Here is a 19,997-nt window from a genome sequence, read left to right as displayed (position 1 = left end):
TGCACAGTGGGCGGTTGGAACCCGAATCTGCGGGTCGGCGTTTCCCGTCTCATTTGTTCGCCTCAGGAGTCCCCATGCGTTTGATCCAGATGTTCACCGCCGCCGCCATTGCGCTGGCCAGTACCTTTGCCATCGCCGACGACGCGGCCGACAAGGCTATCCGCAAGAGCCTGGAAAACCTTCAGCTCGAAGTGCCGATCGAAACCATCTCGGCCAGTCCCATGGCCGGCCTGTATGAGATCAAGCTCAAGGGCAGCCGCGTGCTTTACGCCAGCGCCGACGGTCAGTACATCGTCCAGGGCAACCTGTTCGAGCTCAAGGACGGCAAGCCGGTCAATCTCACCGAGATGACCGAGCGCCAGGGCATTTCCAAGTTGATCAACGGCATTCCAGTCGCTGAAACCGTGGTCTATCCGGCGATTGGCGAAACCAAGTCGCACATCACCGTGTTCACTGACACCACCTGCCCGTATTGCCACAAGCTGCACGCCGAAGTGCCGGAGCTGAACAAGCGCGGCATCGAAGTGCGCTATGTTGCGTTCCCGCGCCAGGGCCTGGGCTCGCCGGGCGATGAGCAGTTGCAGGCGGTCTGGTGCTCCAAGGACAAGAAAGCGGCCATGGACAAGATGGTCGATGGCAAGGAAATCAAGGCCGCCAAGTGCGAGAACCCGGTTTCCAAGCAGTTCGCCCTTGGCCAGTCCATTGGAGTGAACGGCACGCCGGCCATCGTTTTGGCTGACGGCCAGGTGATTCCGGGCTACCAGCCGGCGCCACAAGTCGCCAAACTGGCCCTGGGCGCAAAATGATCATGGGCGATCCGCTTCTGAAGATCACGGCTCGGCGAAAACCTTCGTCGGGCCGTTAAACACAAAGTCGCGTTGCTGCGCGGCTGTATTTCACGGCCGACCTTGCGTCGGCCGTTTCATGGGGAGTCAAGAGTGAATCCGGTCAAAGTAGGCATCTGTGGGTTAGGTACCGTCGGTGGCGGCACCTTCAACGTACTTCAGCGCAACGCCGAGGAAATTGCTCGTCGTGCCGGGCGTGGGATCGAAGTGGCACAAATTGCCATGCGCACGCCAAAGCCTCAGTTCCAGACGACCGGTATTGCGATTACCAACGATGTCTTCGAAGTGGCCACGAACCCTGAGATCGACATCGTCATAGAGCTGGTCGGCGGCTACACCGTTGCCCGTGAGCTGGTACTCAAGGCCATCGAGAATGGCAAGCATGTGGTCACCGCGAACAAGGCGCTTATCGCTGTTCACGGTAATGAAATTTTCGCCAAGGCCCGCGAGAAGGGCGTGATCGTGGCTTTCGAAGCCGCCGTGGCCGGCGGCATCCCGGTGATCAAGGCGATCCGCGAAGGCCTGTCGGCCAACCGCATCAACTGGGTCGCGGGGATCATCAACGGCACCGGTAACTTCATCCTCACCGAGATGCGCGAGAAGGGTCGCACCTTCGAAGACGTGCTCGCCGAAGCCCAGGCCCTGGGCTACGCAGAGGCTGATCCGACGTTCGACGTGGAAGGCATCGACGCAGCGCACAAGCTGACGATCCTGGCCTCCATTGCGTTCGGCATTCCGTTGCAGTTCGACAAGGCCTACACCGAAGGCATCACCAAGCTGACCACCGCTGACGTGAACTACGCCGAAGCCTTGGGCTATCGCATCAAGCACCTGGGCGTGGCGCGCAGCACCGCCAACGGCATCGAGCTGCGCGTGCACCCGACCTTGATCCCGGCCGATCGCCTGATCGCCAACGTCAACGGCGTGATGAACGCGGTGATGGTCAACGGCGACGCCTCCGGCTCGACGCTGTTCTACGGCGCCGGTGCGGGCATGGAGCCGACGGCCTCCTCGGTGATCGCCGACCTGGTGGACGTGGTTCGCGCCATGACCTCGGACCCGGAAAACCGTGTGCCACACCTGGCCTTCCAGCCAGACTCGCTGTCGGCTCACCCGATTCTTCCGATCGAGGCATGCGAAAGCTCCTACTACCTGCGCATCCAGGCCAAGGACCATCCAGGTGTACTGGCCCAAGTGGCGAGCATCCTTTCGGAACGCGGCATCAACATCGAGTCGATCATGCAGAAGGAAGTCGAGGAACACGACGGCCTGGTGCCGATGATCCTGCTGACCCACCGTGTGGTCGAGCAGCGCATCAACGACGCGATTGCGGCGCTGGAAGCGCTCCAGGGTGTCGTTGGCCCGGTGGTCCGTATCCGCGTCGAACATTTGAATTAATTTAGCGGCAAGCGGTAAGTTGCAGGCTGCGAACGAAGGCAAACTTGCCTTTGAGTGTGTCGCCTGCAGCTTCAACGCTTGAAGCCCAAACCGAAGGTTTGCCCCATGCGCTATATCAGCACCCGCGGCCAGGCACCGGCCCTGAATTTCGAAGATGTCCTCCTGGCCGGCCTGGCCACGGACGGCGGTCTCTATGTGCCGGAAAACCTGCCGCGCTTCACCCAGGAAGAAATCGCTTCCTGGGCCGGCCTGCCGTATCACGAGCTGGCGTTCCGGGTCATGCGCCCGTTCGTCACCGGCAGCATCCCGGACGCCGATTTCAAGAAAATCCTCGAAGAGACCTATGGCGTCTTTTCCCACAACGCCATCGCACCGCTGCGTCAGCTCAACGGTAACGAATGGGTCATGGAGCTGTTCCACGGCCCCACCCTGGCGTTCAAGGACTTCGCCCTGCAATTGCTCGGTCGCCTGCTGGACTACGTGCTGCAAAAGCGTGGCGAGCGTGTGGTGATCGTCGGTGCCACTTCTGGCGACACCGGTTCGGCGGCCATCGAAGGCTGCAAGCATTGCGAGAACGTCGACATTTTCATCCTGCACCCGCACAACCGGGTTTCGGAAGTGCAACGTCGGCAGATGACGACGATTTTCGGCGATAACATCCACAACATCGCCATCGAAGGCAACTTCGATGACTGCCAGGAAATGGTCAAGGCCAGTTTCGCCGACCAGAGCTTCCTCAAGGGCACGCGGCTGGTGGCGGTGAACTCGATCAACTGGGCGCGGATCATGGCCCAGATCGTTTATTACTTCCACGCGGCCCTGCAATTGGGCGGCCCGGCCCGCTCCGTGTCGTTCTCGGTGCCGACCGGCAACTTCGGCGATATCTTCGCCGGCTACCTGGCGCGCAACATGGGTCTGCCGATCAATCAATTGATCGTCGCCACCAACCGCAACGACATCCTGCACCGCTTCATGAGCGGCAACCAGTACGTCAAGGAAACCCTGCACGCCACCCTGTCGCCGTCGATGGATATCATGGTGTCGTCGAACTTCGAACGCCTGCTGTTCGACCTGCACGGTCGCAATGGTGCGGCGATTGCCGGCCTGATGGACAGCTTCCGCCAGGGCGGCGGTTTCAGCGTCGAGCCTGAGCGCTGGACCGAAGCCCGCAAGTTGTTCGACTCCCTGGCCGTGGACGATGAGCAGACTTGCGAAACCATCGCCGAGGTGTTCGAGCAGAGCGGTGAGTTGCTCGATCCGCACACGGCCATCGGTGTCAGGGCCGCTCGTGAGTGCCGTCGTAGCCTGGACATCCCGATGGTGATCCTGGGCACGGCTCACCCGGTCAAGTTCCCGGAAGCCGTGGAGAAAGCCGGTGTAGGAAAAGCGCTTGAACTACCTGCACATCTTTCTGATTTGTTTGAGCGAGATGAGCGTTGCACCGTGTTGCCCAACGACTTGAAGGCTGTGCAGGCCTTTGTCAGCCAGCATGGCAACCGCGGCAAGCCGCTCTGAGCGCGTAAACCTGTCACATTTTGAAGCCCGTCTCCTGACGGGCTTTCTTGTTTCTGCATGCCAAACTGGTCGGGTTTTCGCCCTTGGAGGAACGGGCGAGTCATCTCGAAGGAAATGCAGATGTCGTTTTTTAGCAAAGGCAAGCCAGCCTTGGGCTGGGTAATGGGCCTGGCCCTGATGTACTGGGCGCAAGGGGGCGATGCGGCGCAGTTGGCGGCTTTCGAAACGCCGCCGTTCAATCCTGGCGAGCGGCTGGTATTGGATGCGCAGGAATTGAAGTGGATCAAGGATAACCCCCGCGTCATCGTGGCCACGATGCAGTTTCCGTTGTACCTGTTCAAGGATGAGCTGGGGCAGTGGAGCGGTCTGAACCACGACATTCTCCAACGCATTACGCAAATGACGGGCCTTGAGTTCGTGCATCGGGAGTCGTTCTCCCCCGGCGAGTTGCTGACGCTGCTGGAAAACAGCGAAGCCGACATGACAACCCTCCTGGCGATGAATGATGAACGCAGGGATTTCCTGAGTTTCAGCCATGCATTTGGTGGCTCGGGCTGGGTATTTGTTGGCCGTGACGGAGAATCGATCCTCCATTCGCTGGAGCAGCTGGAAGGGAAGGTCCTGGCGTTGCCGGCGCGGCATGCCTTGGAAGCGGAGATCAGGCGCGACTACCCGGCCATCAAATTGCGCACGACCAAGACCTATGGCGAAGCGCGGGCATTGGTCGAGAGCCGGGAAGCCTATGCCACCATCGAAAATGAAACCGGGGTGCATCTCTATCCGGCGGGTCAATTGCAAGTAGGCAGGGGCCTGGAGGGCAAGTGGGAACCCGATTACCTCGCGGTACGCCAAGACCTGACCGTGCTGCTGGGTATCTTGAATAAAGCGCTGGAAGCCTTCCCGGCCAAGGACATGCGCGCGCTGCGTTCCAAATGGGTGGCCGGTATCACACCCGTCCAGGCGCCATCGATCTGGGAGCGGGTGTCCCGCTGGGGTTACTGGTGCGTGGTCGTGGTCGTGGTGTTCGGCCTCCTGTCCCTGCTATGGAACCGCCGCCTGCAGATACAGATCGATCAGCGCCTCAAGGCCGAGGCGATCCTCAAGGACCAGTTGATGCTCCAGCGGGCCTTGATGGATGCCATTCCCGACCCGATTTTCATCCGGGATCTGGAAGGGCGCCTGATCATGTGCAACAAAAGCTACGAGGACCAGTTTGCGACCCGCTTCGAAAAGCTGCGGGGCACGCGGCTGACAGATTCGGCGGCATTCCCACCGGCCACCGCCGAGTTGCTCCATGGGGAGGTGATGGAGCAATTGCGCACCGGCCAGTCTCGGTTCGTCGACCGGCAATTGATGTTCAGCAGCGGCTTGCGGGAAATCTATCATTGGTCGGTACCCTTTTATGGAGCCGACGGGCAGTTACGCGGCATTCTGGGGGGCTGGACCGATGCCGGGCGTCGGTGGCGCCGTTGCGACAAGTTGATGGCCTGACGCCGACCGTCACCACGCCAAGGTTTCAAGAAAAGGCTGTTGTTTGCCTGTCATATTGGGCGCGCATGCTCGGTTGAACAGGTTGAAGGCGTGCCGGTTCGGTGCGCTGACGAACTTTCTGCTGCGGCTCACGGTCACTTACTGTGAACATGCAGTTGTTTTCGGACTATTGAAGGGTGAGCGAATGGAAAGTATCAGCCTATTGCTGGGTGAGGCTTTGAGCCCGTATCAGGTCACGCTGACTCCCTCCGGCGCCAAGGGCGAATGCCTGGTGACGCTGAAGAATGCCTCCGGGGCCATCATGGTCGAGCGAGTGTTCAATCAGGCCCAATTGACCGACAAGCGTCAGTTGACGGATGTGGTCGATGGCCTGCATCGCGATGTGCTGATTGCCGAGGGGCGCCTGGAGCCCTGTGTGATTGCGGCGCTGCGCAATCTGGCGCGCGACAAGGTCATGGTCGGGGCGAATTGACTGGGGTTTTGTGGGAACCTTCCTACGTCCTGATGAGTCAGACTCTTTACCAACAAGAGCGAGCATTGTGCTCCGGTGCTTGTCGCTTGTTGTACGGACCATGAGTGGTCACGTTTAACCCCGAGTCGTCTCCCCACTTCTCGGGGTTTCTTTTTGCCTGGCTTTTGTGGTTTTAGCGTGGTTTGTCAGGTGTTGGCGCCGTTGTGGGAGCAAAGCTTGCTCGCGAGGCGGCCCGACAGCCGGCCTGATTCTCCCGGATGAAGCCAAGCTTAATGTGGGAGCGAGCTTGCTCGCGATTGCGGTGTGTCAGTCAGCATCAAATCGATTGAACGGACGCTATCGCGAGCAAGCTCGCTCCCACAGTTTGATCTTCAGTGACTGCCCGTTGCGGTGTGTCAAATGGCCCCGTCACTGCGCAGCTTGGCGATCTGCTGTGCATCGTAGCCAAGTTCGCCGAGCACTTGTGCGTTGTGTTCACCCAGCGCCGGCCCGACCCATTCGGAGGTGCCCGGGGTGTCGGAGAGCTTCGGTACGATCCCCGGCATCTTGAATGCCTTGCCGTCGGGCAACTTGGCCTGCAGGAACATTTCACGGGCCAGGAACTGCGGGTCGCTGAACATATCCTCGGCGCTGAAGATCCGACTGGCCGGCACTCCGGCCTGGTTCAGTTGGTCGATAACGCTGTCGAGCGGCAGCGAGTTGACCCAGCGATCGATGATGCCGTACAGCTCGTCACGGCGGCTGTCACGGCCATCGTTGCTGGCCAGTTGTGGGTCATTGGCCAGGTCGTCACGGCCGATGATCTGCATGAAGCGCTTGAAGATCGCGTCGCCGTTGGCCCCAATCTGCACGTGCTTGCCGTCAGCGCTGGTGTGGATGGACGAGGGGGTGATGCCGGGCATGATATTGCCGGTGCGCTCGCGGATGAAGCCGAACACGTCGAACTCCGGCACCATGCTTTCCATCATGGCGAAAATCGCCTCGTACAAGGCCACGTCCACCACTTGCCCGGTTCCGCCATTGATCTCGCGGTGACGTAGGGCCATCAATGCGCCGATCACGCCCCAGAGCGCGGCGATGGAGTCGCCGATGGAAATCCCGGTGCGCACCGGCGGGCGGTCTTCGAAGCCGGTGATGTAGCGCAGGCCGCCCATGGACTCGCCCACCGCACCAAACCCCGGTTGATCTTTCATCGGCCCGGTCTGGCCGAAGCCCGAAAGCCGCACCATCACCAGTTTCGGGTTCAGTGCGTGCAATACATCCCAGCCCAGGCCGAGCTTTTCCAGTACGCCGGGGCGGAAATTCTCGATCAGGATATCGGCTTCGCCAATCAGTTTTTTCAGGATCGCCAGGCCTTCAGGGTGCTTGAGGTTCAAGGTCAGGGACTTCTTGTTGCGAGCCTGGACGAACCACCACAGCGAGGTGCCTTCGTACAGCTTGCGCCACTTGCGCAGGGGGTCGCCGCCGTCGGGCGATTCGACCTTGATGACTTCGGCACCGAATTCACCGCAGATGCGCGAGGCGAAGGGCCCGGCGATCAAGGTGCCGAGTTCGATGACTTTGACACCGGCAAGGGGTTTGGCAGTAAGCGACATGACAGATCCTGTAGGACAAAGGCAGAACGAATAGAGCGTTTTATCATAGGCCAAGGTCAGTCGCCGCAGGTTGATGGTCGGCAATTCGTGGATTGCCCGCGTCATCGGTTAGACTTGCCGCCTTTCCTCGTATCAAGAAGCCCGTTCATGGCCCAGCCGTCCACGACTTACAAGTTTGAACTGAACCTCACCGATCTCGACCGCAATGTGTATGAGAATGTGAAGCAGACCATCGCCCGCCACCCTTCGGAAACCGAAGAGCGCATGACTGTGCGCCTGCTGGCTTACGCGTTCTGGTACAACGAGCTGCTGGCGTTTGGTCGTGGTCTGTCAGACGTCGACGAGCCTGCGCTGTGGGAAAAAAGCCTGGATGACCGTGTGCTGCACTGGATCGAAGTCGGCCAACCGGATGCCGATCGCCTGACCTGGTGCTCGCGCCGGACCGAGCGCACCAGCCTGCTGGCTTACGGCAGCCTGCGGGTCTGGGAAGGCAAGGTGATCCCGGCGGTCAAGAACCTGAAAAACGTCAACATCGCCGCGGTGCCCCAGGAAGTGCTAGAAACCCTGGCCCAGGACATGCCCCGGGTGATCAAGTGGGATGTGATGATCAGCGAGGGCACGATTTTCGTGACCGACGACCGTGGCCAGCATGAAGTCCAGCTGCAATGGTTGCTGGGCGAGCGTGGTTGAGCCATTGACCCGGTATTGAATGAGCCATTGTGGGAGCGAGCTCTCCTTGCCACAATCTTCACGATTTCCAGAGAAAACTTTGTCACCCCATGCGCATAGAACCCCGCCAACTGCCCGACACCCTGCCATTCCTCGGTGACCTGCCGCCCCTGTTGACCCGCCTGTACGCAGCGCGTGGCGTGCAGTCCGAGGCTGAACTGGACAAGAGTCTGGCGCGCTTGATTCCCTTCCAGCAGCTCAAGGGGATCGACGCCGCGGTGGATCTGCTGGTGACGGCGCTGGAGCAACGCCAGCGCATCCTGATCGTGGGCGACTTCGATGCCGATGGCGCGACCGCCAGCACCGTGGGCATGCTCGGGCTGCGCCTGCTCGGTGCGGCCCATGTCGATTACCTGGTGCCCAATCGCTTCGAATATGGCTACGGGCTGACCCCGGAAATCGTCGAAGTCGCCCTGGCTCGCGAACCGCAGTTGCTGATCACTGTGGATAACGGTATTTCCAGCGTGGAAGGCGTGGCGGCGGCGAAAGCGGCGGGACTTCAGGTGCTGGTCACCGACCACCACTTGCCCGGCCTCGAGCTGCCGGCAGCCGATGCCATTGTCAATCCGAACCAGCCGGGCTGCGAGTTTCCGAGCAAGGCCTTGGCCGGTGTCGGCGTCATTTTTTATGTGCTGATGGCCCTGCGGGCGCGTCTGCGCAGCCTGGGGTGGTATGCCAGCACACCTCAGCCGAACATCGGCGAATTGCTCGACCTGGTGGCCCTGGGCAGCGTGGCCGACGTGGTGCCCCTGGACGCGAATAACCGGATCCTGGTGCACCAGGGCCTGGAACGGATTCGCGCCGGACGTGCCCGGCCCGGCATCAAGGCTATTCTGGAAGTGGCCAAGCGCGATGCGTCACGGATTACCTCCACCGACCTTGGTTTTATCCTCGGGCCGCGTCTGAATGCGGCAGGGCGCCTGGACGACATGAGCCTGGGCATCGAATGCCTGCTCACTAACGATCCGGCCCTGGCGCGGGAGATGGCGGCGCAACTGGACGGCATGAACCAGGACCGCAAGTCCATCGAGCAGGGCATGCAGCGCGAAGCCCTGGCCCAGCTCAAGGACCTGCCGGTGGAGTCGATGCCATTCGGTTTGTGCCTGTTCGATCCGCAGTGGCACCAGGGGGTCATCGGCATTCTCGCCTCGCGAATGAAAGAGCGCTATTTCCGTCCGACCATTGCTTTTGCCGATGCCGGGGATGGTTTGCTCAAGGGCTCGGGTCGCTCGGTGCCGGGCTTTCACATTCGCGATGCGCTGAGCGTGGTGGCGGCGCAGCATCCCACCCTGATCAGCAAGTACGGCGGTCACGCCATGGCGGCGGGGCTGACGCTGCCGGAGGCTAATTTTCCGTTGTTCGCCGAAGCGTTCGATGCGGAAGTGCGCCGGCAGTTGCGCGAAGAAGACCTGACCGGCCGGCTGTTGTCGGATGGCACCCTGGCGGTGGAGGAGTTCCACCTGGAGCTGGCCCGGGCACTGCGCCACGCCGGCCCCTGGGGCCAGCATTTTCCTGAGCCGATGTTCCACGGCCTGTTCCAGTTGGTCGAACAGCGCGTGGTGGGCGAACGGCACCTGAAGGTCATCCTCAAGAGCGAGTGTGGCTCGGTGAAGCTCGATGGCATCGCCTTTGGCATCGACCGCGAGATCTGGCCCAACCCTACCGTGCGCTGGGTGGAACTGGCCTACAAGCTCGACCTCAACGAGTTCCGCGGCCAGGAAACGGTGCAGTTGATGATTGCCCATATCGAGCCGCGGTAGCCGATACGCCGATCGGCCTTTGTGGCGAGGGTCGCCTTAAGTGAACTGCAGTGCGCCACACCGTCGGTTTTTAAGTTCTGAACCCTCCGTCCTTGCGGGTTGTCGACTAGGCTCTAAGCACTGCTTGATAGCCCTTGTGACGTCTTGTCGAATTTTTTGCCCGCGGGGGCGGGTGTTGCACCTTTTGTCACTCGTCGACTTTTCAAACAGAACCCTGGAGCCTGCCCACTGATTCGAGAGGTGCCCCATGAGTCTGCTGCTGGAACCCTATACCCTTCGCCAATTGACCCTGCCCAATCGCATCGCGGTATCGCCGATGTGCCAGTATTCGAGCACCGATGGCCTGGCCAACGATTGGCACCTGGTGCACTTGGGCAGCCGTGCCGTGGGCGGTGCCGGCCTGGTGTTCACCGAAGCCACCGCCGTCACCGCCGACGGTCGCATCACCGCCCAGGACCTGGGGCTGTGGAATGATGAACAGATCGAACCCTTGCAACGCATCACCCGGTTCATCACCGCCCAAGGGGCCGTGCCGGGCATACAACTGGCCCATGCCGGACGCAAGGCCAGCACCTGGCGACCCTGGCTGGGCAAGCATGGCAGCGTAAAACCGGCGGACGGCGGCTGGGTTCCGGTCGGCCCGTCGCCGATTGCCTTCGACCCGCAACACACCCCGCCGGTGCAGTTGGACGAAGGGCAGATCGCCGATGTGATCCAGGCCTTCGTGGATTCGGCCAAGCGCGCCCTCACGGCCGGCTTCAAAGTGGTCGAGGTTCACGCTGCCCATGGTTATCTGCTGCATCAATTCCTCTCGCCGTTGAGCAATCAGCGCCGCGATCAATACGGCGGCTCGTTCGAGAATCGCATCCGCCTGGTGCTGCAAGTCACCGAAGCGGTGCGGGCCGTATGGCCTGAAGAACTGCCGGTGTTCGTTCGCGTTTCCGCCACCGATTGGGTCGAGGACGGGTGGAACCCGGACGAAACCGTGGAGCTGGCGCGGCGATTCAGGGCCCTGGGGGTGGATTTGATCGACGTGTCATCGGGTGGCACGGCGGCCAATGCGGAAATTCCCACCGGCCCGGGTTACCAGACACGCTTTGCCGAGCGGGTGCGCAAGGAGTCGGAAATCGCCACCGGCACCGTCGGCATGATCACCGAACCGGCCCAGGCCGAACACATCCTGCGCACCTGCCAGGCCGATATCATCTTCCTGGCGCGCGAATTGTTGCGCGATCCGTACTGGGCCCTGCATGCCGATGATGACCTGGGCGGCCGCAAGGCCACGTGGCCGGCGCAGTACCAGCGGGCAACGCATCGGGACCAGCCGATTCATGAGTCGGATTTGCGCGATTGAGTGTTTGGTAAAACAAAAAGCCCCGGTCGTCATTGGCCGGGGCTTTTTGTTTGTTTGAAAAAAATTGGTGCTTGTACCGGCCTCATCGCGAGCAGGCTCGCTCCCACAGTGGATCTGTTGTGTGGCGTGGATAGCGTTCACAACAAGGCTCAATGTGGGAGCGAGCCTGCTCGCGAAGGCGTCATCCCTGACGCAGCAGGGCTCAGGGATATTTGCGCTTATCCGGCGCTGGCGGGAAGTACTGGTACAACCAGGTCTCGCTCAAGGTGCGGTCCTTGGTGCGAATGAACAGGCGCATCTGCACCGGCTCCACACTGTCGTCGGTCGGGTACCAGTCGAAGGTGATGCGGTAGCCCTTGATTGCATCCATCACCAGCACGTTGAAGTCTTTCACTTCACCGTGGGAACAGGTCACCACCGGTTCGATGCCGGTGCCCGGCGGCAGTTGGTCGAGGCCGCCGCCGCTGAAGTCCACGGCAAAACGACGGGCCCAGACGGTCGGGTAATGCTCGCCCGGGGCCCAGCCTTCGATGAAACCGCCCATGCCTGAGCGGGTGGCGTCGACGTGGGCCAGGTCCGTGCTGACTGGCGGCAGCGCGCTCCAGTAGAGCTTGTAGCCATAGTTCAGCGAGTCGCCGGCGGCCACCGGTTTTTTCGGCGTCCAGAACGCGACAATGTTGTCCAGGGTTTCGCCGGTGGTAGGAATCTCCAGCAGGTCGACCGAGCCTTCGCCCCAGGCCGTCGTCGGCTCGACCCACAGGCTTGGGCGCTTGCTGTACCAGTCCACGGTGTCCTGGTAGCTGGCAAAGTCGTGGTCGGTCTGTACCAGGCCGAAACCTTTCGGGTCCTTGTCGGCGAAGGCGTTGAATTGCAGGGTGGCGGGGTTGTTCAACGGACGGCACACCCATTCGCCATTGCCGCGCCACATGGCCAGCCGGTCGGAATCGTGGATTTGCGGGTGAATGGTGTCGCACATGCGCCGTTCGACGGTGCCACAGCTGAACATGCTGGTCATGGGCGCGATACCCAGCTGCTCGATTGCGGTACGGGCATTGATGTGCGCGTCGATCTCCATCACCACCCGGGTCGGCTGGCAATCGATGTCAAACCGATAGGCACCGGTGGCGCTGGGGGAGTCGAGCAGGGCATAGACCACGAACCGGGTGCTGTTCTTTTCCGGGGTTTCGAACCAGAACTTGGTGAAGTCCGGGAACTCCTCACGCTTCTTCGCATAGGTGTCGATGGCCAGGCCGCGGGCCGATAGCCCGTACTGGCCGCTGGCATCCACGGCGCGGAAGTAGCTGGCCCCCAGAAACGAAACGATGTCGTGCCGGTCCAGCTCCGGCGCCTTGAAGACGCGGAAGCCGGCGAAACCCAGGTCACCCTTCAATTGCGCGGTGTTGACCGTGGTTTTCTGATAGTTGAACAGTTCCGGGCGGAAGTGCACCTCACGGGCCATACGCGTCTTCGGATCGACGCTGTACATGCGCACCGGCTGCTTGAAGCCCATGCCGACATGGAAGAACTGCGCATCCAGTTGCCGCCCGTCGAGGTCATTCCACAGCGAGTGGTTGACGTCGTACTGGATGGCGTTGAACTGCAACGGCGACATCTGGGCCAAGGTTTCTGGCAGGACTTGCTTGGTGTCGACATAGCGGCTCTCGGCCAGCCGCCGGGCTTGATCTTTCAAACCGTTGAAGTCGAAAGGACGGGCTTCGCCGTCGGCGGTCTGATCGGCGGCCCAGGCGCGTGCGGCCATGAGTCCGGAGGCCGATAGCCCAGTGTAGGCGGCGAAGGCCATGGAGGCCTTGAGCAGATTCCTGCGGTGCATAAATACAACCTTTCTCGAAACAGTCCCGAGCCGATCCTGGCAACAGAGACTGATAAGGGAGTTCGGACATGCCATTGGCCAAACGCGACGAACGTTAGAACAGATGCCTGAGAGCTGGATCGGTTCACCGAGGGGCAAAATCATAGGGGAAATACGGGCTTTGAGAGAAAGGAAAGCGTGGCTTGGTCAAATTTTCTTACAGTTATTTCTTTTTTTATGTCGATTCCGACTTTTTTTGACTAATTACTCTAAAACTCCCTTTTCACGCTTTGAATCCTCCCTATTCTTTAGCGTGATAGGCGATCTGGCCCGGATTCAGACGGCGCTATCAGGTCAACCTCGACGTAAAGAAGGACAACTCATGACAAAAATACAGGGCATTACCGAAATGCTGGGGATCTTTCCAGGCCTGACCAACCCGCGCAGGACACGCCGGCTCAGCCTGGAAGAATTGAGACTGGTAGAGCGCTATCGGGAGTTGTCGGAAAACGACCGCATCGCCATGCGCTATCTGGTGGATGCGATGCGCAGTGTTTCGCGGTTTTGAAGCGTGGCGCAGGTGAGCGGTCGGGGCGGGGAGCACCGGCCTACATCACTCCACCGACCAGTCCTGGAGGCGTTCGGTGCGCTGGTGCAGTATCCGCAGGACCTGCAGTTGTCCATGCTTGAGCCGGTAGGGGGCTACGAATGGGTAGCGCGTCAGTACCAGCTCTCGAATATCAGGAGCGACTGACGGACGCCCCGAGCCGGGAAAGCGTTGCAGTTGGCGCAGTGTCTCCAGGATGGCGCTGATGACATCATCGGCGCCTTCTGCACCGATGGCGCTTTGGTAATGTTCGTGGATCGAGTCGAGGTCACTCTGTGCTTTGTCGGTCAGTACGATGCTCGGCACGTTTTGCCCACTTAGCCTTCACGGCGTCCAGATCGGTCAGGTTTCCAGCGTCGGCATCGGCTATGCCTTCGCTGATGGCTTGCAGATGCCAGGATTCGGCCTCCACATATCGGACCAATGCACGCTTGAGGTGATACTGACGGTCGCGGTCGGTGGCGGCAGCCAGCAAGTCCAGCTGTTGGGCCAGACCTTCTTCCACACGAAAGGACAAAACGGGCGAGGCCATGGCTGATCTCCAGGGTGTATACGTTGTAGACACCCTAGGTGCTGCCAGGATTTCCGTCAACCGGCGAGCGTGCACCGATCGACGAAAACCTTAGCAGGACGAACGCAGGGCAAGCGCAGGCATGTGTTGCCAAGGTTGTCTTGTCGTCAATGCTTGAACATCACATGCCGCACTACCGTGTAATCCTCCAGTCCATACATGGACATGTCCTTGCCATAGCCGGAACGTTTCTGACCGCCATGGGGCATTTCGCTGACGAGCATGAAGTGGGTATTCACCCAGGTGCAGCCATATTGCAGGCGTGCCGACAGACGATGGGCTCGGCCGATGTCGGCGGTCCATACCGATGAGGCCAGGCCGTAGTCCGAATCGTTGGCCCACGCCAGCACTTGTGCCTCGTCGAGGAACGGCGTGACGGACACCACAGGCCCGAAGACTTCCCGACGGACGATTTCGTCATCCTGCTGGGCGTCGGCCAACACCGTCGGCTCGAAGAAGAACCCGTTGCCGTCCACGGCCTTGCCGCCGGTGATCAGGCGAATATGCGGCTGGGCAATGGCCCGTTCGACAAAACCGGCCACGCGGTCGCGGTGCTGGGCGGTGATCAGTGGGCCCATCTCGGTGTCTGGCGCGGTTTGCGGGCCGTACTTGATACTGCCCACCGCGGCGCCGAGCTTCTCGACGAACTGGTCGTAGATGCCTTGCTGGGCATAGATGCGGCAGGCTGCGGTGCAGTCCTGGCCGGCGTTGTAGAAACCGAAGGTACGGATGCCTTCCACGGCCGCGTCAATGTCGGCGTCGTCGAAAATGATCACCGGGGCCTTGCCGCCCAGCTCCATGTGCATGCGCTTGACGCTGTCGGACGTGCTGGAAATGATGTTCGAGCCGGTGGCGATGGAGCCGGTCAGCGACACCATGCGCACTTTCGGGTGGGTGACCAGCGGGTTGCCGACGGTTTGCCCACGACCGAATATCACGTTGAGCACGCCAGCTGGGAAAATTTCCGACGCCAGTTCTGCCAGGCGCAGCGCGGTCAGCGGAGTCTGCTCCGATGGCTTGAGCACCACGGTATTACCGGCGGCCAGGGCCGGGGCGATTTTCCAGGCGACCATCATCAACGGGTAGTTCCACGGCGCGATGGAGGCGATGACGCCCACCGGGTCGCGGCGGATCATCGAGGTATGCCCCGGCAGGTATTCACCGCCCGCCGAACCACTCATGCAGCGGCTGGCGCCGGCAAAGAAACGGAACACGTCAGCAATCGCCGGGATCTCGTCATTCAGTGCGGCGCTCAAGGGTTTGCCGCAGTTGTCCGACTCCAGCTTCGCCAGTTCCTCGCCGTGGGCTTCGATGGCATCGGCCAGCTTGAGCAGCAACAGCGAACGGTCCTTGGGCGGCACTTGCGACCAAGACTCGAAGGCGGTGTCGGCGGCGCGCACGGCGGCATCGACCTGGGCCTCGCTGGCTTCATTGATTTCCACCAGCACCCGGCCCAGCGCCGGGTTGAACACCGCTTGGCCAGGGCCTTCGCCGTTCACCAGGTGGCCGTTGATCAGCAGTTTGGTTTGCATAGCATTGTCCTCATCGAAGCAGTCTTGTGTCTGCTGGAACCGATCCCTGTGGGAGCGAGCTTGCTCGCGATAACGGTCTTACAGTCGACATCTGTGTTGAATATTTGTCAGTCATCGCGAGCAAGCTCGCTCCCACAAAAAGCCCTTCTACTTCCCGCCGCTACCGGCCACGCTCTCTCCGCCTCGGGTCAGGTAATACGCGCCCAATATCGGCAACATCGTGACCATCATCACCAGCATTGCCACCACGTTGGTCACTGGTACATCGCGAGGGCGGCTGAGTTGGTTGAGCAGCCACAGCGGCAGCGTGCGTTCGTGGCCGGCGGTGAAGGTGGTGACGATGATCTCGTCGAATGACAGCGCAAACGCCAGCATTCCGCCGGCCAGCAACGCCGAGCCGAGGTTGGGCAAGATGATGTAGCGAAAGGTCTGCCAACCGTCGGCCCCCAGGTCCATCGAAGCCTCGATCAGGCTGTGGGAGGTACGGCGCAGGCGGGCGATGACGTTGTTGTAGACGATCACCACGCAAAAAGTGGCATGGCCGACGATGATGGTGAACATGCCGGGCTCGATGCCCAGGGTCTTGAAGGTCGCCAGCAGCGCAATGCCGGTGATGATGCCCGGCAAGGCAATCGGCAGGATCAGCATCAGCGAAATGCCTTGCTTGCCGAAGAAATCGCGCCGGTACAGCGCCGCCGAGGCCAGCGTGCCAAGCACCATGGCGATCAGCGTGGCGATGGCTGCGACCTGCAACGACAGCTTGATCGCCTCCAGCACATCCGGGCGCGCGAAGGCGACGCTGAACCACTTCAGGGTCAGGCCCTTGGGCGGGAAGCTGAACGCGGCGTCCTCGGTATTGAAGGCGTAGAGGAAGATGATCAGGATCGGGAAATGCAGGAACACCAGCCCGCCCCACGCCGCGATCCGCAAGCCCCACGAGGCCCGGTCTTGAGAGTCAGAGTGCATCGAAAGCCCCCAGGCGCTTGACGATAGACAGGTAGATGGCGATCAGCACGATGGGCACCAGGGTGAACGCCGCGGCCATGGGCATGTTGCCGATGGCGCCTTGCTGGGCGTAGACCATGCTGCCGACGAAGTAGCCCGGCGGGCCCACCAGTTGCGGCACGATGAAATCCCCCAGGGTCAGCGAGAAGGTGAAGATCGAGCCGGCGGCGATGCCGGGGATCGACAGCGGCAGGATCACCTGCATGAACGTCTGGTGTGGCCTGGCGCCCAGGTCTGCCGAGGCTTGCAGCAGCGATGGCGGCAGACGCTCCAGGGACGCCTGGATCGGCAGGATCATGAACGGCAGCCAGATGTAGACGAATACCAGAAAACGCCCCAGGTGTGAGGTGGACAAGGTGCTGCCACCCACGCCCGGGATTCCCAGCACGAACTGCAACACCGGCCCCAGGCCCAGGTGCTGGACGAACCACTGCGCCACGCCACCCTTGGCCAGCAGCAGCGTCCAGGCATAGGCCTTGACGATATAGCTGGCCCACATCGGCAGCATCACCGCGATGTAGAAAAACGCCTTGGTCTTGCCACTGGTGTAGCGCGCCATGTAGTAGGCAATCGGGAACGCGACGATGGCGCTGGCGATGGACACCGCTATCGCCATGCTCAGGGTGCGCAAAATGATGTCGAAGTTCGACGGCTGGAACAGCGCCGCGAAATTCGCCAGGGTCAGGTCCGGCGTGACCGCCATGGTGAAGTCGTCGAAGGTGTAGAAACCCTGCCACAGCAAGGTCAGCAGCGAGCCCAGGTAGATCGCGCCGAACCAGATCAGCGGTGGCACCAGCAACATCGACAGGTACAGGTTGGGGCGCCGGTACAGCAGGTTGGAAAATCGTCGCAACGGTGAACCGGGTGTGGGCGTTTGAGCGATGGCCAGGGTGTTCATCTCACACCTCGCCACTGACAGTGTCGTGCAACGCGACCATCGCCTCCCGCGCCCAGCGTACGCTCAGGTGCTGGCCGGTCTGGTGCTGGGCTGTGTTGTCGAGCCACTGGGTGTTGGCCTGGCTGAGGTTCAGGGTCTGGCCGTTGGCAAGTTTCAACTCGTAGCGTGTGGCGCTGCCCTGGTACTGAATGTCGTGCAGCAGGCCGTGGACTTCGATCTCACCACTGGCCAACGGACCTTCGGCGAAACGCACGTGTTCCGGGCGAATCGAGAACGGTTGTGGATAACCGCTCAGTTCCCGGGCCAGCTCGCCACGGATCACGTTGGAGGTGCCGACGAATTCGGCGACGAAGGTGGTCGCCGGTTTCATGTACAGGTTGCGTGGGGTATCGACTTGTTCGATGCGGCCCTTGTTGAACACCGCCACGCGGTCGGACATCGACAGCGCTTCGGTCTGGTCGTGGGTGACGAAAATGAAGGTGATGCCCAACTGGCGTTGCAGCTTCTTCAATTCGCCCTGCATTTGCTCACGCAGCTTCAGGTCGAGGGCGCCCAAGGGTTCATCGAGCAGCAACACCCGCGGGCGATTGACCAGCGCGCGGGCCAAGGCCACGCGTTGGCGCTGGCCGCCGGAGAGCTGCACCGGCTTGCGTTCGCCGTAGCCGCCCAGGGCAACCATCTCCAGCGCTTCGTCAGCGCGCTGGATGCGCTCGGCCTTGGCGACGCCTTTGACTTTCAGACCGTAGGCCACGTTGTCGCGCACGTTCATATGGGGGAAGAGGGCGTAATCCTGGAACACCGTGTTGACGTCCCGTTGGTACGGCGCAAGCCCGGTGGCCTCTTCGCCGTGGATGCGGATCGAGCCGGCACTGGGTTGTTCGAACCCGGCGATCAGTCGCAGGCAGGTGGTCTTGCCCGAACCGGACGGGCCCAGCATGGAAAAGAACTCGCCGTCCTGGATGTCGATGCAAACCCGGTCAACGGCCTTCACATCGCCGAACTGACGGGATACCTGGGTGAATTGGACTGCAAGCGTCATGGTGCGGGGCTCCAAAAAGTGCGACTTCTATTGGATCGTGGGTGGGTTGCCGTGCACCAGACCTGTGAGAGCAACGCTATGGGAGCAAAGCTTGCTCGCGATACAGGCGCCTCGGTTCCCCGGGAGACCGCATCATCTTCATCGCGGGCAAGCCTTGCTCCCACACAGTGAACTACACCGACTGATTGGGCTTAGCGCCCGCCCATGATCGCAATGTAGTCCTGGGTCCAGCGGCTGTACGGCACGAACTTGCCGCCCTCGGCCTGTGGGGTTTTCCAGAAGGCGATCTTGTCGAACTGATCGAAACCGTTGGTCTTGCAGCCTTCGGCGCCCAGCAGTTCGCTGCCCTTGCACGCCGCGGGCACCGCCGGCAACGAGCCGAACCACGCCGCCACGTCACCCTGGACTTTCGGTTGCAGCGACCAGTCCATCCACTTGTACGCGCAGTTGGGGTGCTTGGCCTCGGCGTGCAACATCGTGGTGTCGGCCCACCCGGTGGCGCCTTCTTTCGGAATGGTCGAGGCGATCGGTTGCTTCTCGTTCATCAGGCCGTTGACCTGATATGGCCAGGCGCCAGAGGCCACCACGCCTTCGTTCTTGAAATCGCTCATCTGCACGGTGGTGTCGTGCCAGTAGCGGTGGATCAGCGGCTGCTGGGCCCGCAGCAATTCCAACACGGCCTTGTACTGGGCTTCGTCGAGTTGGTATGGGTCCTTGATGCCCAGCTCAGGCTTGGCGGTCTTGAGGTAGAGCGCCGCGTCGGCGATGTAGATCGGGCCATCGTAGGCTTGCACGCGGCCTTTGTTCGGCTTGCCGTCGGGCAGGTTCTGGGCGCTGAACAGCACGCTCCAACTGACGGGCGCCTGCTTGAACACGTCGGTGTTGTACATCAGCACGTTCGGGCCCCACTGGTACGGGGTGCCGTAGGTCTGCTGGTTGACCACGTACCACGGTGCATCCTTGAGGCGCGGGTCGAGGTTTTTCCAGTTGGGGATCAGCGCGGTGTTGATCGGCTGCACGCGCTTGCCGGCAATCAGCCGCAACGAGGCGTCGCCCGAGGCGGTGACCAGGTCGTAGCCGCCCTTGGTCATCAGGCTGACCATTTCGTCGGACGTAGCGGCAGTTTTCACATTGACCTTGCAACCGGTTTCCTTCTCGAAACCGGTGACCCAATCGTAGGCCTTGTCGCTTTCGCCGCGTTCGATGTAACCCGGCCAGGCGACGATATCCAGTTGGCCCTCACCGGCGCCAACGGCCTTGAGCGGTTCGGCGGCCTGGAGGCTGACGCTGGTCAGCAGCGCCGTGGTGATTGCACTGAGCAATACGGTCTTGTGCGCGTACATGGAAATCCCTCTTGCTTTAATTATGGTCGGGGC

The 19,997-nt window shown here is 61.3% G+C and carries 18 protein-coding genes; 9 read left to right on the top strand and 9 right to left on the bottom strand.

Annotated features, from left to right (window positions below):
- Window positions 1–74 precede the first annotated feature (74 nt).
- The 5 genes from AB4O09_RS25395 (at window position 75) to AB4O09_RS25375 (ending at window position 5,721) form a co-directional block, all read left to right on the top strand.
- On the top strand, window positions 75–806 hold the full coding sequence (locus AB4O09_RS25395; RefSeq protein WP_003198095.1) for a DsbC family protein: 732 nt from the start codon (window positions 75–77) through the stop codon (window positions 804–806).
- Between the two features lie 132 nt (window positions 807–938).
- Complete coding sequence (locus tag AB4O09_RS25390) at window positions 939–2,243, top strand: homoserine dehydrogenase (RefSeq protein ID WP_003198098.1); 1,305 nt, start codon at window positions 939–941, stop codon at window positions 2,241–2,243.
- Window positions 2,244–2,348: 105 nt separating this feature from the next.
- A complete protein-coding gene (thrC, locus tag AB4O09_RS25385) occupies window positions 2,349–3,758 on the top strand; it encodes a threonine synthase (protein ID WP_013692359.1) in 1,410 nt (469 codons plus the stop codon).
- Between the two features lie 120 nt (window positions 3,759–3,878).
- Window positions 3,879–5,249, top strand: a complete 1,371-nt coding sequence (locus AB4O09_RS25380; RefSeq protein WP_013692360.1) for a transporter substrate-binding domain-containing protein — start codon at window positions 3,879–3,881, stop codon at window positions 5,247–5,249.
- A gap of 184 nt (window positions 5,250–5,433) precedes the next feature.
- Entirely contained in the window at window positions 5,434–5,721 is a 288-nt protein-coding gene (locus tag AB4O09_RS25375) for a DUF3509 domain-containing protein (protein ID WP_003198105.1), read from the top strand.
- Between the two features lie 395 nt (window positions 5,722–6,116).
- Here AB4O09_RS25375 and AB4O09_RS25370 read toward each other — a convergent pair whose 3' ends face one another.
- Entirely contained in the window at window positions 6,117–7,316 is a 1,200-nt protein-coding gene (locus AB4O09_RS25370) for a CaiB/BaiF CoA transferase family protein (RefSeq protein ID WP_038857802.1), read from the bottom strand.
- 147 nt (window positions 7,317–7,463) lie between these two features.
- Here AB4O09_RS25370 and AB4O09_RS25365 point away from each other — a divergent pair, with 147 nt between their 5' ends.
- The 3 genes from AB4O09_RS25365 (at window position 7,464) to AB4O09_RS25355 (ending at window position 11,159) form a co-directional block, all read left to right on the top strand.
- Window positions 7,464–8,006, top strand: a complete 543-nt coding sequence (locus AB4O09_RS25365; protein WP_003198109.1) for a YaeQ family protein — start codon at window positions 7,464–7,466, stop codon at window positions 8,004–8,006.
- Between the two features lie 89 nt (window positions 8,007–8,095).
- Window positions 8,096–9,805, top strand: a complete 1,710-nt coding sequence (gene recJ, locus AB4O09_RS25360; protein WP_003198111.1) for a single-stranded-DNA-specific exonuclease RecJ — start codon at window positions 8,096–8,098, stop codon at window positions 9,803–9,805.
- Between the two features lie 247 nt (window positions 9,806–10,052).
- Window positions 10,053–11,159, top strand: coding sequence for an NADH:flavin oxidoreductase/NADH oxidase (locus tag AB4O09_RS25355; protein WP_003198112.1), 1,107 nt, complete (start codon window positions 10,053–10,055; stop codon window positions 11,157–11,159).
- 202 nt (window positions 11,160–11,361) lie between these two features.
- Here the strand turns inward: AB4O09_RS25355 and AB4O09_RS25350 are convergent, their stop codons facing one another.
- Window positions 11,362–12,990, bottom strand: a complete 1,629-nt coding sequence (locus AB4O09_RS25350) for a glucan biosynthesis protein D (RefSeq protein WP_013692362.1) — start codon at window positions 12,988–12,990, stop codon at window positions 11,362–11,364.
- Window positions 12,991–13,351: 361 nt separating this feature from the next.
- On the opposite strand from AB4O09_RS25350, the gene AB4O09_RS25345 reads away from it, so the two are divergent.
- Window positions 13,352–13,537 (top strand): hypothetical protein, encoded by a 186-nt coding sequence (locus tag AB4O09_RS25345; RefSeq protein ID WP_003198116.1) that lies wholly within the window; start codon window positions 13,352–13,354, stop codon window positions 13,535–13,537.
- A gap of 45 nt (window positions 13,538–13,582) precedes the next feature.
- On the opposite strand, the gene AB4O09_RS25340 is transcribed toward AB4O09_RS25345, so the two are convergent.
- The 7 genes from AB4O09_RS25340 to ydcS form a co-directional block, all read right to left on the bottom strand.
- The gene (locus AB4O09_RS25340; protein ID WP_003198117.1) at window positions 13,583–13,882 is read right to left on the bottom strand and encodes a type II toxin-antitoxin system RelE/ParE family toxin; all 300 of its coding nucleotides are present in this window, start codon (window positions 13,880–13,882) and stop codon (window positions 13,583–13,585) included.
- Complete coding sequence (locus AB4O09_RS25335) at window positions 13,845–14,108, bottom strand: CopG family ribbon-helix-helix protein (RefSeq protein ID WP_003198119.1); 264 nt, start codon at window positions 14,106–14,108, stop codon at window positions 13,845–13,847. Before AB4O09_RS25335 ends, AB4O09_RS25340 begins: the two co-directional genes overlap by 38 nt.
- Before the next feature lie 146 nt (window positions 14,109–14,254).
- Window positions 14,255–15,679, bottom strand: a complete 1,425-nt coding sequence (locus AB4O09_RS25330) for a gamma-aminobutyraldehyde dehydrogenase (RefSeq protein WP_003198121.1) — start codon at window positions 15,677–15,679, stop codon at window positions 14,255–14,257.
- A gap of 147 nt (window positions 15,680–15,826) precedes the next feature.
- Window positions 15,827–16,645 (bottom strand): ABC transporter permease, encoded by an 819-nt coding sequence (locus AB4O09_RS25325; RefSeq protein ID WP_003198122.1) that lies wholly within the window; start codon window positions 16,643–16,645, stop codon window positions 15,827–15,829.
- Entirely contained in the window at window positions 16,635–17,582 is a 948-nt protein-coding gene (locus AB4O09_RS25320) for an ABC transporter permease (RefSeq protein ID WP_013692364.1), read from the bottom strand. Before AB4O09_RS25320 ends, AB4O09_RS25325 begins: the two co-directional genes overlap by 11 nt.
- Window position 17,583: 1 nt before the next feature.
- Entirely contained in the window at window positions 17,584–18,621 is a 1,038-nt protein-coding gene (locus AB4O09_RS25315) for an ABC transporter ATP-binding protein (RefSeq protein WP_003198125.1), read from the bottom strand.
- Window positions 18,622–18,812: 191 nt separating this feature from the next.
- The gene (gene ydcS, locus AB4O09_RS25310; RefSeq protein WP_013692365.1) at window positions 18,813–19,964 is read right to left on the bottom strand and encodes a putative ABC transporter substrate-binding protein YdcS; all 1,152 of its coding nucleotides are present in this window, start codon (window positions 19,962–19,964) and stop codon (window positions 18,813–18,815) included.
- Between the last annotated feature and the right edge of the window lie 33 nt (window positions 19,965–19,997).

This window comes from Pseudomonas sp. H1_F01, assembly GCF_054681425.1.
The sequence above is the reverse complement of the archived record's forward strand: the minus strand, read 5'-3'. Positions and strand labels throughout refer to the sequence as shown.